The following is a 14,072-nucleotide window of genomic DNA, read 5'->3' as shown; positions in this document are numbered from 1 at the left end:
TTTCCTTTCGCAAGTTTGCAAAGTACGCAGTGCACTTAAACATAGTCAGACCGCTACCACGACGATGGCGCCGATCACCAGCACGGCACCGGCCGCCATGGACGCTGCATACCAACGCAATTGGCCGGTCTCGCTGCGGCTCAGGGCGGTGTGACCGGCCTTAGCGGCACGCGGGATCAAACCGATGGTCTGGTCGAGCGGGTCTTTGCGCAGCACGTGGCTGATCGCAAGGTAAGGTTTGACGAACAGTTTGTCGTAGATCCAGTCGAAGCCCCAGGCGGCGAACCACCAGGCCGACAGGAAGCGACCAATGCCACTGTTGGCCACGGCAGTCACGAAGCGACGCTTGCCGAGGAACAGCAGGGCCGCCAGCAGGATACCGGCGATGGCGATGGCGCCCGAGGCGATTTCCAGGCTGTGCTGGGCTTCGCCGCCGGCATGGCCGACGCTTTGTGGCAATACACCGTGCAGTGGCGGGGTGATCATCGCACCGACGAAGGTCGACAGGATGATCAGCACCGACAGTGGCAACCAGTGGGAGATGCCGTGGCCTGCGTGCGCTTCGGTCTTGGCTTCACCGTGGAAGGTGATGAAGATCAGGCGGAAGGTGTACAGCGAGGTCATGAACGCACCCACCAGGCCTGCGTACAGCAGGTTCTGGTTACCGCTGGCAAAGGCTTCCCAGAGGATCTCGTCCTTGGAGTAGAAACCGGCGGTCACCAACGGCAGGGCGGCCAGGGCGGCACCACCGACGATGAAGCTGGCGTACGCCAGTGGCAGTTTCTTCCACAGGCCGCCCATCTTGAAGATGTTCTGCTCGTGGTGGCAGGCCACGATCACGGCGCCGGAGGCGAGGAACAGCAGGGCCTTGAAGAACGCGTGGGTCATCAGGTGGAAGATCGCCGCGTCCCAGGCGCCAACGCCCAGGGCCAGGAACATGTAGCCGATCTGGCTCATGGTCGAGTAGGCGAGGATACGTTTGATGTCGGTCTGCACCAGCGCGGCGAAGCCGGCCAGTACCAGGGTCACGCCGCCCACGATGCCCACCAGGTGCAGGATGTCCGGCGCCAGGGTGAACAGGCCGTGGGTACGGGCGATCAGGTAGACACCGGCGGTCACCATGGTGGCGGCGTGGATCAGTGCCGATACCGGGGTGGGACCGGCCATTGCATCCGCCAGCCAGGTTTGCAGCGGCAGTTGCGCAGATTTACCCACGGCGCCACCCAGCAGCATCAGGGTAGCCAGGGTGATCCAGAAGTCGCCGACCTGGAATTTCTGCGGTGCCAGCACCAGCAGTTCCTGGATGTTCAGCGTGCCCACCTGTTGGAACAGGATGAACAGGCCGATGGCCATGAACACGTCGCCGATGCGGGTGACGATAAACGCCTTGAGTGCCGCGTTACCGTTGTTGCGGTTGCTGTAGTAGAAACCGATCAACAGGTACGAGCACAGGCCCACGCCTTCCCAGCCGAAGTACAGGAACAACAGGTTATCGCCCAGCACCAGGAACAGCATGCTGGCGATAAACAGGTTGGTGTACGAGAAGAAGCGCGAGTAACCCGCTTCACCGCGCATGTACCAGGATGCGAACAGGTGGATCAGGAAGCCCACACCCACCACCACGCCGAGCATGGTGATCGACAGGCCGTCGATGTAGAGGGCGAAGTTGGGCTTGAAGCCCTCGACCGCCATCCACTGCCACAGCACCAGGGTGTAGTGACCGCCTTCAGGCGGTGCCACGTTGAATTGCCAGATGACGTAGGCGGCCACGATGGCCGACAGGCCGATGGAGCCCACGCCGATCAGGGCCGAGAGGTTTTCCGACCAGCGCCCGCGAGAGAACGACAGCAGCAGGAAACCGATCAGGGGGAATACGAAAGTCAGAAAGATCATGTTCATCCGCGCATCTCACTGGCAGCGTCGATATCAAGCGTGTGGAAGCGACGATACAGCTGCAGCAGGATCGCCAGGCCAATACTGGCTTCGGCGGCTGCCAGACTGATCACCAGGATGAACATCACTTGCCCATCCGGCTGGCCCCAACGTGCGCCTGCCACAATGAACGCCAGTGCCGCGGCGTTCATCATGATTTCCAGGCTCATCAACACGAACAGAATGTTACGGCGAACCATCAGGCCGACCAGGCCAAGGCAGAACAGGATGCCGGCGACCGCCAGACCATGCTCCAAAGGGATAGCAGGCATCGTCATTGCTCCTTGGCTTCGTTGCGGCCCAAGTGGAAGGCAGTGATGGCTGCGGCGAGCAGCAGCATCGAAGCCAGTTCGACCACCAGCAGGTACGGGCCGAACAGGCTGATGCCCACGGCTTTCGCGTCTACGGTGGTGTGGCCGATGGCCTGGCCGCTCTGGTGAGCGAACAGCACATACAGCAGTTCACCCAGCAGCAAGGCGGCGAGGACAACCGGGCCGAGCCAGATGCCGGGCTTGAGCCAGACGCGCTCCTGGGCGACCGAAGCCGGCCCCAGGTTGAGCATCATCACCACAAACACGAACAGCACCATGATGGCGCCGGCGTAGGCGATCACTTCCAGCACACCGGCGAACGGTGCGCCGAGGCTGAAAAAGGTCATGGCCACGGCGATCAGTGAAATGATCAGGTAGAGCAGGGCGTGCACGGGGTTAGTGTTGGTGATCACGCGAAGCGTGGACACCACTGCAATACCCGATGCGAAATAGAAAGCGAATTCCATCTTTCTTCCTTAAGGCAGCAAGCTCTTCACGTTGATCGGCTCGGCTTCGTTTTGTGCGGCGCCTTTTGGCTTACCGGCAACGGCCATACCTGCAACACGATAGAAGTTGTAATCAGGGTTTTTACCGGTACCTGCGATCAAAAGATCTTCTTTCTCGTACACCAGGTCCTGACGTTTGAACTCGGCCATCTCGAAATCCGGTGTGAGCTGGATCGCGGTGGTCGGGCAAGCTTCCTCGCAGAGGCCGCAGAAAATGCAGCGCGAGAAGTTGATGCGGAAGAAGTCCGGGTACCAGCGACCGTCTTCGGTTTCAGCTTTCTGCAGGGAGATGCAACCCACCGGGCACGCCACGGCGCACAGGTTGCAGGCTACGCAACGCTCTTCGCCGTCGGGGTCGCGGGTCAGTACGATGCGGCCGCGATAGCGCGGCGGCAGGTACACCGCTTCTTCGGGGTATTGCAGGGTGTCGCGTTTGCGAAAGCCGTGACCGAACACCATCACCAGGCTTCGCAACTGGGTACCGGTACCCTTAACGATGTCGCCAATATATTTGAACATGGGTCAAATCCTCACTGAACCGCGGCAGCGGGCGTGTTCAACAACACGACGGCAGCCGTCACCAGCAAATTGATCAGGGTCAGCGGCAGGCAGAATCTCCAGCTGAAATCCATCACCTGGTCATAACGCGGGCGCGGAATCGAGGCGCGCAGCAGGATGAACAGCATGATGAAGAACGCGGTCTTCAGGAAGAACCAGAAGAAGGCCAACTGCGGCAGGATGCCAAACGGACCGTGCCAGCCGCCGAAGAACAGCGTGACCAGCAGGGCCGAGATCAAGATGATGCCGATGTACTCACCGACGAAGAACATGCCCCACTTCATGCCGGCATATTCAATGTGGTAACCGTCGGCCAGTTCCTGTTCCGCTTCCGGCTGGTCGAACGGGTGACGGTGAGTCACGGCCACGCCAGCGATGAAGAAGGTGCAGAAGCCGAAGAACTGCGGAATGATGAACCACAGGTTCTGTGCCTGGTACTCGACGATGTCGCGCATGTTGAACGAGCCAACCTGCACCACGATGCCCATCAGTGCCAACCCCATGAACACTTCATAGGATACGGTTTGCGCCGAGGCACGCAAGCTGCCCAGCAGGGCGAACTTGTTGTTGCTCGACCAACCGGCGAACAGCACCGCGTATACCGACAAACCGGCCATGGCGAAGAAGAACAGCAAGCCGATGTTCAGGTCCGCCACGCCCCAGGTCGGGGTGATCGGGATGATCGCAAACGCAATCAGCAAGGCGCTCATGGCGACCACCGGTGCCAGGGTGAAGATCACCTTGTCGGCAAACGGCGGGGTCCAGTCTTCCTTGAAGAACATTTTCAGCATGTCGGCAGCGATCTGGAACATGCCGAACGGGCCAACGCGGTTCGGACCGTAACGGTCCTGCCACCAGCCCAGCAGGCGACGTTCGACGAAGCTGAGCAGGGCGCCCGCGACGACCACGGCCAACAGGATCACGATGGCCTTGACCACCGAGATGATCACGTCAATTACTTCCGGCGTGAACCAAGTCATTGCGCTGCCTCCTGCAGACCGTCAACGGTTTTGCCGAAAATGGCAGGCGGAATACCGGCGATGCCTTTAGGCAGTGCAACCAGGCCGGCACCCAGCTCGTCATTGATACGCAGCGGCAGACGCAGGGTCTGGCCGGCCACGTTGAGGCTGAGCAGGGCACCGTCGTTGACGCCCAGGCGGTCGGCTTCGGACTTGGCCACGGACACATAGGCGGCAGGAATGCGCTCTTGAACCGGCGCGGCCTTGGAAGAGGTCTCTTCGCTGCCGAACAGGTGGAAGAACGGCACGACCTGCCAGGTGCCCGGCGCCGGGTTGAACGGACGCGGTACCGCAGCGAACCAGTTCAGCGAGTCACCGCTGCTTTCGATCAGGCGAGTGCCTGGGTCGCCAGCGCGGATATGACCACCGACTTCGTCCTGGAACTTGTTCCAGGCCTGCGGCGAGTTCCAGCCCGGCGACCAGGCAAATGGCACCTGCTGACGCGGTTCGGCCGAACCCGAGTAACCTTCCATGGAGAAGGCAAACGCGGTGTCGTTGTCTTGCGGGGTACGCGGCTCGTGCACGCTGATGTCAGCACGCATGGCGGTGCGGCCGGAGTAGCGCAGCGGCTCACGTGCCAGTTTCAGGCCCTTGATGCGGAACGCGGCGGACGGCGCGGCATCGACGATACGAGCAAGCTGCGGCGCGCTGGCGGCGGTGGCAGCGGTCACGTGGTCGAGCTGAGTCCAGTCGATCGGCTGGTTCAGCAGGGTGGCGCGCAGGGCATGCAGCCAGCGCCAGCCTTCGTGCACCAGGATGCTGGCGTCCATGTACTTCGGATCGAACACCTGGAAGAAGCGCTGGGCGCGGCCTTCCTGGCTGACCAGGGTACCGTCGCCTTCGGCGAAGGTGGCGGCTGGCAGCACCAGATCGGCGCGGTCGCTGGTGGCGGTCTTCTGGTGGTCGGCGACGATCAGCACCTTGGCCGCATCCAGTGCCGCGTCAACCTTGGCCGCAGCGGTGCGGGTGTACAGGTCGTTTTCCAGCACCACGATGGCGTCGGCACGGCCGTCGGTCACGGCTTGCAGCGCTGTGTCCACGGACTCGCCACCGAGCATGGCCAGGCCCAGGCTGTTGGCTTCCGGCACCACCAGGCTGATGGAGCCATTTTTGTCGCGCAGCTTCAGGGCCTTGGCGATGTTGGCGGCGGCTTCGATCAGCGCTTTGGAACCCAACGAGGTACCGGCAATGATCAGCGGACGCTTGGCCGCCAGCAGGGCGTCGGCAATGCGCTGGGCCAACTCGGCAGCTTCAGCGTCCAGGCCTTCAACGGCGGGTGCGCTGGCGTCGAGGGCGTGGGCCACGGCGAAACCGAGGCGGGCCAGGTCGTCCGGCGCGGCGTGCACGCACTCTTCGGCGATGTCGTCGAGCTTGGTTTCAGCCAGGGAGGCGATAAACAGCGGGTTCAGCGCGTGCTGGCCGATGTTCTTCACGGCGGCGTCGAGCCAAGGCTGTACGCGCATGGCGTCGGCCATTTCTTCGGCCTTGCCTTTGACCGACTGACGCAGCGACAGCGCGATGCGTGCAGCGGTCTGGGTCAGGTCTTCACCGAGTACGAAGATCGCATCGTGGTCTTCGATGTCGCGCATGTTCGGAACCGGCAGCGGGCTGTCGTTCAGCACTTGCAGGACCAGGCGGATGCGCTCCAGCTCGTCGGCTTCGATACCGCAGTAGAAGTGTTCGGCACCTACCAGCTCGCGCAACGCGAAGTTGCTTTCGAGGCTGGCGCGTGGCGAACCGATACCCACGATATTGCGCCCGCGCAACAGGTCGGCAGCCTTATCCAGCGCTGCGTCCAGGCTCAGCTTGGCGCCATCGGCCAGCAGGGGCTGGCGTGGGCGGTCTTCGCGGTTGACGTAGCCATAGCCGAAACGGCCACGGTCGCACAGGAAGTACTGGTTGACCGAACCGTTGAAGCGGTTTTCGATACGACGCAGCTCACCGTAGCGCTCGCCCGGGGAGATGTTGCAACCGCTGGAGCAGCCATGGCAGATGCTCGGCGCAAATTGCATGTCCCACTTACGGTTGTAGCGCTCGGAGTGGGTCTTGTCGGTGAACACACCGGTCGGGCAGACCTCGGTGAGGTTGCCGGAGAACTCGCTCTCCAGCACGCCGTCTTCAACGCGACCGAAGTACACGTTGTCGTGGGCGCCGAACACGCCGAGGTCGGTGCCGCCGGCGTAGTCTTTATAGAAGCGCACGCAGCGGTAGCAGGCGATGCAGCGGTTCATTTCGTGGGAAATGAACGGGCCGAGGTCCTGGTTCTGGTGGGTACGCTTGGTGAAGCGATAACGGCGCTCGTTGTGGCCGGTCATCACCGTCATGTCTTGCAGGTGGCAGTGACCGCCTTCCTCACAGACCGGGCAGTCGTGGGGGGTGGTTGGTCATCAGCCATTCGACAACGCTGGCGCGGAACGCCTTGGATTCTTCATCGTCGATGGAGATCCAGGTGTTGTCGGTGGCTGGGGTCATGCAGGACATGACGATACGACCACGGGTGTCGTTCTCGTCGGTGTATTGCTTGACCGCACACTGGCGACAGGCACCGACGCTACCAAGCGCGGGGTGCCAGCAGAAATACGGGATGTCGAGGCCGAGTGACAGACACGCCTGTAACAGGTTGTCCGCCCCATCGACTTCGAGCGCTTTGCCGTCTACGTGGATAGTGGCCATGGTTCAAAGTTCTTCGTTGGCCCGTTGTCAGCGGGCGTGGCTAATGGAATCTTGTTATTCATGTGCATCTACACAGCCTTTACGGCGTCAGCACATGAGCAGGCGAAGGGCACGGACCCTTCGCCTGTTTAAGCGTTACGCGCCGACTACGATCGGCTTCGCCAGAGGCGGGACGGCGGCGCTGGTGGGCGCGATGCCGGCTTCGAACTCCGAGCGGAAGTATTTGATTGCGCTGCCCAATGGCTCCACGGCACCCGGTGCGTGAGCACAGAAAGTCTTGCCTGGGCCGAGGAAACCGACCAGACCCAGCAGGGTTTCGATGTCGCCCTCGCGGCCTTCGCCATTTTCCAGGGCCATCAGCAGCTTGACGCTCCAAGGCAGGCCGTCGCGGCATGGGGTGCAGAAGCCGCAGGATTCGCGGGCAAAAAACTGCTCCATGTTGCGCAGCAACGAGACCATGTTCACGGTGTTGTCGACCGCCATCGCCAGGCCGGTACCCATCCGGGTGCCCACCTTGCCGATACCGCCGGCATACATCTGTGCATCGAGGTGCTCGGGCAGCAGGAAACCGGTGCCGGCGCCGCCTGGCTGCCAGGCTTTCAAGGTGTAGCCGTCGCGCATACCGCCGGCGTAGTCCTCGAACAGCTCGCGTGCGGTCACGCCGAATGGCAGTTCCCACAGGCCAGGGTTCTTGACCTTGCCGGAGAAGCCCATGAGCTTGGTGCCCATGTCTTCGCTGCCTTCGCGGGCCAGGGATTTGTACCAGTCCACGCCGTCGGCGATGATCGCCGGCACGTTGCACAGGGTCTCGACGTTGTTCACGCACGTCGGCTTGCCCCACACGCCCACGGCGGCGGGGAAGGGCGGCTTGGAACGCGGGTTGGCGCGGCGGCCTTCGAGGGAGTTGATCAGTGCGGTTTCTTCACCGCAGATATAACGCCCGGCGCCGGTGTGCACGAACAGTTCGAAGTCAAAACCGGAACCGAGGATATTCTTGCCCAACAGGCCAGCGGCCTTGGCTTCTGCCACTGCACGGTTGAGGTGCTTGGCGGCGGTGGTGTACTCGCCACGCAGGAAGATATAGCCACGGTAGGTCTTGAGCGCACGGGCACTGATCAACATGCCTTCGATCAGCAGATGGGGCAGTTGCTCCATCAGCATGCGGTCTTTCCAGGTGTTGGGCTCCATTTCATCCGCGTTGCACAGCAGGTAGCGGATGTTGATGGATTCGTCCTTGGGCATCAGGCCCCACTTCACGCCAGTGGGGAAGCCTGCGCCGCCGCGGCCCTTGAGACCGGCGTCTTTCACGGTCTGGACGATATCGTCCTGGGCCATGTCGGCGAAAGCTTTGCGCGCAGCGGCGTAGCCGTTCTTGGCCTGGTATTCGTCGAGCCATACCGGCTCGCCGTCGTCACGCAAGCGCCAGGTCAGCGGGTGGGTCTCGGCCGAACGCTTGATCAGGTTGGCCGGGCCGAAAGAGGTCAGGGTCATGGGTAGCCCTCGAGCAATTGGGTCACGCCAGCAGGCTGTACGTCACCGAATGTGTCGTCGTCGATCATCAACGCCGGCGCCTTGTCGCAGTTGCCCAGGCAGCACACCGGCAGCAGCGTGAAGCGGCCGTCGGCGGTGGTCTGGCCGAGGCCGATGCCCAGCTTGGCCTGGATTTCGCTGACCACGGACTCATGGCCACCGATGTAGCAGACCATGCTGTCGCACACACGAATGATGTGGCGGCCCACCGGTTGGCGGAAGATCTGGCTGTAGAACGTCGCCACGCCTTCAACGTCGCTGGCGGGGATGCCGAGGATCTCGCCGATGGCGTAGAGGGCGCCGTCGGGCACCCAGCCACGTTCCTTCTGGACGATCTTCAAGGCTTCGATCGACGCCGCGCGCGGGTCTTCGTAGTGATGCAGCTCGTGCTCGATGGCCGAGCGCTCGGTTTCACTCAAGGTGAAACGGTCTGTCTGGATAAGCGTGCTGTTCATGCTTAGCGGTCCACGTCGGCCATAACGAAATCGATACTACCCAGGTACGCAATCAAGTCCGCGACCATCTCGCCTTTGATCACCGAAGGGATCTGCTGCAAGTGGGCAAAACTTGGGGTACGAATCCGGGTGCGGTAGCTCATGGTGCCGCCATCGCTCGTCAGATAATAACTGTTGATACCCTTGGTCGCTTCGATCATCTGGAAGGATTCGTTGGCCGGCATCACCGGGCCCCACGAAACCTGCAGGAAGTGCGTGATCAGGGTTTCGATGTGCTGCAGCGTGCGCTCTTTGGGCGGCGGCGTGGTCAGCGGGTGATCCGCCTTGTACGGGCCGGCCGGCATGTTGCGCATGCACTGCTCGATGATCTTCAGGCTCTGGCGCATTTCTTCGACGCGCACGATGCAACGGTCGTAGGCATCGCCATTGGCCGCCAGCGGTACTTCGAACTCGAAGTTCTCGTAGCCGGAGTACGGGCGTGCTTTACGCAGGTCGAAGTCGCAACCGGTGGAACGCAGGCCGGCACCGGTGACGCCCCATTCCAGGGCCTCTTTGGTGTTGTACTGCGCGACGCCGATGGTGCGGCCCTTGAGGATGCTGTTGTCCAGCGCGGCTTTCTGGTACTCGTCCAGGCGCTTGGGCATCCAGTCGATGAATTCCTTGACCAGGCGTTCCCAGCCGTTCGGCAGGTCGTGGGCCACTCCGCCGATGCGGTACCAGGCCGGGTGCAGACGGAAACCGGTGATGGCTTCGATGACCTTGTAGGCACGCTGACGGTCGGTGAAGGTGAAGAACACCGGCGTCATGGCGCCGACGTCCTGGATATAGGTACCCAGGAACAGCAGGTGGCTGGTGATGCGGAAGAACTCGGCCATCATGATGCGGATGGTGTCGACGCGGTCCGGTACCTTGATACCGGCCAGCTTCTCGACCGAGAGCACGTACGGCAGGTTGTTCATCACGCCGCCGAGGTAGTCGATACGGTCGGTGTACGGGATGAAGCTGTGCCAGGACTGACGCTCGGCCATCTTCTCGGCGCCACGGTGGTGGTAGCCGATGTCCGGGACGCAGTCGACGATTTCTTCGCCGTCCAGTTGCAGGATGATACGGAAGGCACCGTGGGCCGAAGGGTGGTTCGGGCCCAGGTTGAGGAACATGTAGTCCTCGTTGGTGCCGGAGCGCTTCATGCCCCAGTCTTCGGGGCGGAAGCGCGCCGCCTCTTCTTCAAGCTGTTGCTTGGCGAGGTTGAGGCTGTACGGGTCGAATTCGGTGGCGCGGGCAGGGAAGTCCTTGCGCAGCGGGTGACCTTCCCAGGTCGGCGGCATCATGATGCGCGTCAGGTGCGGGTGGCCAGGGAAGTCGATGCCGAACATGTCCCAGACTTCACGCTCGTACCAGCTGGCGTTCGGCCAGATACCGGTCACGGTCGGGATGCTCAGGTCGCTCTCGCTCAGGGCGACCTTGATCATCACGTCGCTGTTACGTTCCAGCGACATCAGGTGGTAGAACACGGTGAAATCGGCGCCGCTCGGCAGGCCCTGGCGCTTGGTGCGCAGACGCTCGTCCACACCATGCAGGTCATAGAGCATGACGTACGGCTTGGGCAGGTTGCGCAGGAAGGTCAGGACTTCGACGAGCCTGGCACGCGCCACCCACAGCACCGGCATACCGGTGCGTGTGGCCTGGGCGGTGAAGGCGTCAGGGCCGAAACGGTTATTGAGTTCGACAACCACATCCTGGTCGTCTGCCTTATAAGGCGGGATGTACAGAGCACTGCCTGTAGTCATGGTTTTTTATCGCTTTCGGTCAACGTAAAGAATGAAGCCAGGTTTTCGTTCTATAAAAGAAGCGGGCTGGATCAGACTTCGTCGGGGCTGCGCAGGTTGGTGACTGCGATTCGCTGTTCGCGGCGCTGTTCCTTTTGAGACGGCATCTCGGCGCGATAAACGCCTTGATCACCGACCACCCAGGACAGTGGGCGACGCTCCTTGCCAATCGATTCCTGCAACAGCATCAAGCCTTGCAGGAACGCTTCGGGACGGGGCGGGCAGCCAGGCACGTAGACGTCCACGGGCAGGAACTTGTCCACCCCTTGAACGACGGAGTAGATGTCGTACATGCCACCGGAGTTGGCGCACGAACCCATGGAGATAACCCACTTTGGTTCGAGCATTTGCTCATAGAGGCGCTGGATGATCGGCGCCATCTTGATGAAGCAGGTACCGGCGATAACCATGAAATCCGCCTGGCGCGGCGAGGCCCGGATCACTTCGGCGCCAAAGCGCGCGATGTCGTGGGGCGCCGTGAAGGCGGTGGTCATTTCCACGTAGCAGCACGAAAGACCGAAGTTGTACGGCCACAGGGAGTTTTTACGCCCCCAGTTGACCGCGCCACTCAGCACGTCTTCCAGCTTGCCCATGTAGATGTTTTTGTGGACTTGGTCTTCTAACGGGTCGGAGACGGTTTCCCGTTCGCCGATGGGGTACTGCTCGTTAGGAGCATCCGGGTCGATCCTGGTGAGATTGTATTGCATTGCCAAAGCCTCATTGTTTCAGCTTCGCTTGCCGCTTGCGACGAGCTTCCGGAGCCCAGTCAAGGGCGCCCACTCGGAACAGGTAGACAAGACCTGCCAACAGAATTGCTATGAAAACGAGAGCTTCGACGAATCCGGTCCAGCCGCTTTCGCGGACGGACACAGACCATGCAAAGAGAAAGAGGGCTTCGATATCGAAGATCACGAAGAGCATCGCGACCAGATAGAATTTGGCGGAGAGCCGCAAGCGGGCGCCACCTGTAGGTAGCATGCCGGATTCGAACGGTTCGTTTTTGCTGCGGCCCCAGGCTTTTGACCCGAGGAGGCTGGAGACGCCAAGCATGAAGGCGCAGAGGCCTACAACACCGAGAAGGAAAATGGCAAAGCCCCAGTTGTGGGCCATGAGTCCTGTCGCGTCGGTCATGCTGGAAATCCTTAACAGAGAGCAAAGGTCTCTGAGCTCGAAAAAGTAACGATGCAGTGACGATATGTCGCACTGCAATCAATCGCGGTGATTTTATGGCTAAACACCGGGCAAGTAAAATTCCCAGGGCGAAATTATTCGGTGGAATAAGCACATAGTGCACCTTCTTGGGGCTGTAGCCCTTGTGGCGTGGGCATTAGCGGGCTTTTCATCAATTATGTTTTGTTTAAGCGGTAACGAAGTTTTCAGGCGCTAAATGATAATGAATATTGTTTGCGCGGGGTGTAAGCGAGTGTTTCTCATGTGGCGCGGGAAGTTACCGTTACTTGCTTGAGTGTCGCTTAGTTGTCGCAACGGTTCTTTTAACCGATCGGATGTGCGCGGATACCGCTCTGGATCAATGTTTTTAGCAAAAAACTATGGATAGGGCGCGGTCAATGTAGGAGCTGGCTTGCCTGCGGTGGCGGCGGATCAGCTGAAACACCTGCCTCTGACCCACCGCCATCGCAGGCAAGCCAGCTCCCACCCTTGATTTTCGGTGATTCCTAGGCAAAAAAACGCCCCGAACCAGTCGGGGCGTGATTGTTGCGCGGCACTGCGGTTAGGTCTTCCGTGGGGCCGCAGTGGCCGTGTACGCGGTACTTAGTGGAACTGCTCTTCTTCGGTCGAACCGGTCAGCGCGGTCACGGACGAGGTGCCGCCCTGGATCACGGTGGTCATGTCGTCGAAGTAGCCGGTGCCCACTTCCTGCTGGTGCGCCACGAAGGTGTAGCCTTTGGCGGCGTCTGCGAATTCCTGCTCCTGCAGCTTCACGTAGGCGGTCATGTCGTTGCGGGCGTAGTCGTGCGCCAGGTTGAACATGCTGTGCCACATGTTGTGGATACCGGCCAGGGTGATGAACTGGTGCTTGTAGCCCATGGCCGACAGCTCACGCTGGAACTTGGCGATGGTCGCGTCGTCCAGGTTCTTCTTCCAGTTGAAGGAAGGCGAGCAGTTGTAGGACAGCAGTTGGTCCGGGTATTCCTTCTTGATCGCTTCGGCAAAGCGGCGTGCTTCGTCCAGGTCTGGCTTGGCGGTTTCGCACCAGATCAGATCGGCGTACGGCGCGTAGGCCAGGCCACGGGCGATTGCCTGGTCGAGGCCGGCGCGCACTTTATAGAAGCCTTCCTGGGTGCGCTCGCCGGTAACGAATGGTTGGTCGTACGGGTCGCAGTCCGAGGTCAGCAAGTCTGCCGCGTTGGCGTCGGTACGGGCCAGGATGATGGTCGGTGTACCGGCAACGTCAGCGGCCAGGCGAGCGGCGGTCAGCTTCTGTACAGCTTCCTGTGTCGGTACCAGTACCTTGCCACCCATGTGGCCGCATTTTTTCACCGAAGCCAGCTGGTCTTCGAAGTGCACGCCGGCAGCGCCTGCCTCGATCATGCTCTTCATCAGCTCGTAGGCGTTGAGTACGCCACCGAAACCGGCTTCGGCGTCTGCCACGATTGGCGCGAAGTAGTCGATGTAGCCTTCATCGCCTGGGTTCTTGCCGGCTTTCCACTGGATCTGGTCGGCACGACGGAACGAGTTGTTGATGCGCTTGACCACGGTTGGCACCGAGTCCACCGGGTACAGCGATTGGTCGGGGTACATGGATTCAGCGGAGTTGTTGTCCGCTGCCACTTGCCAACCGGACAGGTAGATCGCCTGGATACCGGCTTTTACCTGCTGGACTGCCTGGCCGCCAGTGAGGGCGCCCATGCAGTTGACGAAATCTTTGTCGGGACGGAAAGAAGGCTTGGCACCCTGAGTGACCAGGTTCCACAGCTTCTCGGCGCCGAGTTTTGCAAAGGTGTGCTCAGGTTGGACCGAGCCACGCAGGCGGACGACGTCAGCAGCGGAATAAGCGCGGGTCACGCCTTTCCAGCGTGGGTTTTCAGCCCAGTCTTTTTCAAGGGCTGCAATTTGCTGTTCGCGTGTCAGTGCCATGGGGAAAAACCTCGTCGCGTCTTGTTTGAAGTATCCGTTTGCCAGCCCGGCATTCGTTGCCTGGGTAGGATTGCTCGCTGACCAGAAGCTTTGGTGTTCAAGTCAAATCTGACGGAGGTAGGCGACGGGATGAACGATGGGGCTCAAGGGGGAGTTGAGCAGG

11 protein-coding genes and 1 pseudogene are annotated in these 14,072 nt (G+C 61.0%); all 12 read right to left on the bottom strand.

The genetic code is table 11. The features are described from left to right. Positions 1 to 45: 45 nt before the first annotated feature. Positions 46 to 1,899 (bottom strand): NADH-quinone oxidoreductase subunit L, encoded by a 1,854-nt coding sequence (nuoL, locus tag AB9N64_RS06215; RefSeq protein WP_014718912.1) that lies wholly within the window; start codon positions 1,897 to 1,899, stop codon positions 46 to 48. Then, positions 1,896 to 2,204: an NADH-quinone oxidoreductase subunit NuoK gene (gene nuoK / locus AB9N64_RS06210; protein WP_003174727.1), complete on the bottom strand. Its 309-nt coding sequence runs from the start codon at positions 2,202 to 2,204 to the stop codon at positions 1,896 to 1,898. The genes nuoL and nuoK overlap by 4 nt, the downstream gene beginning before the upstream one ends. 2 nt (positions 2,205 to 2,206) lie before the next feature. After that, entirely contained in the window at positions 2,207 to 2,710 is a 504-nt protein-coding gene (nuoJ, locus tag AB9N64_RS06205; RefSeq protein WP_003174726.1) for an NADH-quinone oxidoreductase subunit J, read from the bottom strand. A gap of 9 nt (positions 2,711 to 2,719) precedes the next feature. Continuing rightward, a complete protein-coding gene (gene nuoI / locus AB9N64_RS06200; protein ID WP_014718911.1) occupies positions 2,720 to 3,268 on the bottom strand; it encodes an NADH-quinone oxidoreductase subunit NuoI in 549 nt (182 codons plus the stop codon). An 11-nt stretch (positions 3,269 to 3,279) separates the two neighbouring features. Next, positions 3,280 to 4,287 (bottom strand): NADH-quinone oxidoreductase subunit NuoH, encoded by a 1,008-nt coding sequence (gene nuoH / locus AB9N64_RS06195; RefSeq protein WP_003174724.1) that lies wholly within the window; start codon positions 4,285 to 4,287, stop codon positions 3,280 to 3,282. Then, positions 4,284 to 6,999 (bottom strand): annotated as a pseudogene (gene nuoG, locus AB9N64_RS06190) (NADH-quinone oxidoreductase subunit NuoG). Before nuoG ends, nuoH begins: the two are co-directional and overlap by 4 nt. Before the next feature lie 135 nt (positions 7,000 to 7,134). Then, a complete protein-coding gene (gene nuoF, locus AB9N64_RS06185) occupies positions 7,135 to 8,490 on the bottom strand; it encodes an NADH-quinone oxidoreductase subunit NuoF (RefSeq protein WP_005789119.1) in 1,356 nt (451 codons plus the stop codon). After that, complete coding sequence (gene nuoE / locus AB9N64_RS06180) at positions 8,487 to 8,984, bottom strand: NADH-quinone oxidoreductase subunit NuoE (RefSeq protein ID WP_003232080.1); 498 nt, start codon at positions 8,982 to 8,984, stop codon at positions 8,487 to 8,489. Before nuoE ends, nuoF begins: the two co-directional genes overlap by 4 nt. 2 nt (positions 8,985 to 8,986) lie before the next feature. Beyond that, the gene (nuoC, locus tag AB9N64_RS06175) at positions 8,987 to 10,771 is read right to left on the bottom strand and encodes an NADH-quinone oxidoreductase subunit C/D (RefSeq protein ID WP_005789116.1); all 1,785 of its coding nucleotides are present in this window, start codon (positions 10,769 to 10,771) and stop codon (positions 8,987 to 8,989) included. Positions 10,772 to 10,842: 71 nt separating this feature from the next. Further along, complete coding sequence (locus AB9N64_RS06170; RefSeq protein WP_003174719.1) at positions 10,843 to 11,517, bottom strand: NADH-quinone oxidoreductase subunit B family protein; 675 nt, start codon at positions 11,515 to 11,517, stop codon at positions 10,843 to 10,845. Between the two features lie 10 nt (positions 11,518 to 11,527). Beyond that, positions 11,528 to 11,941, bottom strand: coding sequence for an NADH-quinone oxidoreductase subunit A (locus tag AB9N64_RS06165; protein ID WP_003192109.1), 414 nt, complete (start codon positions 11,939 to 11,941; stop codon positions 11,528 to 11,530). Positions 11,942 to 12,583: 642 nt separating this feature from the next. Then, positions 12,584 to 13,909, bottom strand: coding sequence for an isocitrate lyase (gene aceA, locus AB9N64_RS06160; RefSeq protein WP_003174717.1), 1,326 nt, complete (start codon positions 13,907 to 13,909; stop codon positions 12,584 to 12,586). Positions 13,910 to 14,072 lie beyond the last annotated feature (163 nt).

The organism is Pseudomonas sp. KT_2_4 (assembly GCF_041410225.1).
In the GTDB taxonomy this organism is placed as follows: Bacteria; Pseudomonadota; Gammaproteobacteria; order Pseudomonadales; family Pseudomonadaceae; genus Aquipseudomonas; species Aquipseudomonas paracarnis.
The sequence above is the reverse complement of the archived record's forward strand: the minus strand, read 5'-3'. Positions and strand labels throughout refer to the sequence as shown.

Bases quoted from the DNA above. Each gene is read 5' to 3' on its own strand.
- nuoE (WP_003232080.1), bottom strand. From the start codon at position 8,984: ATGAACAGCACGCTTATCCAGACAGACCGTTTCACCTTGAGTGAAACC.
- aceA (WP_003174717.1), bottom strand. From the start codon at position 13,909: ATGGCACTGACACGCGAACAGCAAATTGCAGCCCTTGAAAAAGACTGG.
- nuoL (WP_014718912.1), bottom strand. From the start codon at position 1,899: ATGAACATGATCTTTCTGACTTTCGTATTCCCCCTGATCGGTTTCCTG.
- nuoH (WP_003174724.1), bottom strand. From the start codon at position 4,287: ATGACTTGGTTCACGCCGGAAGTAATTGACGTGATCATCTCGGTGGTC.
- nuoC (WP_005789116.1), bottom strand. From the start codon at position 10,771: ATGACTACAGGCAGTGCTCTGTACATCCCGCCTTATAAGGCAGACGAC.
- AB9N64_RS06165 (WP_003192109.1), bottom strand. From the start codon at position 11,941: ATGACCGACGCGACAGGACTCATGGCCCACAACTGGGGCTTTGCCATT.
- nuoK (WP_003174727.1), bottom strand. From the start codon at position 2,204: ATGCCTGCTATCCCTTTGGAGCATGGTCTGGCGGTCGCCGGCATCCTG.
- nuoF (WP_005789119.1), bottom strand. From the start codon at position 8,490: ATGACCCTGACCTCTTTCGGCCCGGCCAACCTGATCAAGCGTTCGGCC.
- nuoI (WP_014718911.1), bottom strand. From the start codon at position 3,268: ATGTTCAAATATATTGGCGACATCGTTAAGGGTACCGGTACCCAGTTG.
- AB9N64_RS06170 (WP_003174719.1), bottom strand. From the start codon at position 11,517: ATGCAATACAATCTCACCAGGATCGACCCGGATGCTCCTAACGAGCAG.
- nuoJ (WP_003174726.1), bottom strand. From the start codon at position 2,710: ATGGAATTCGCTTTCTATTTCGCATCGGGTATTGCAGTGGTGTCCACG.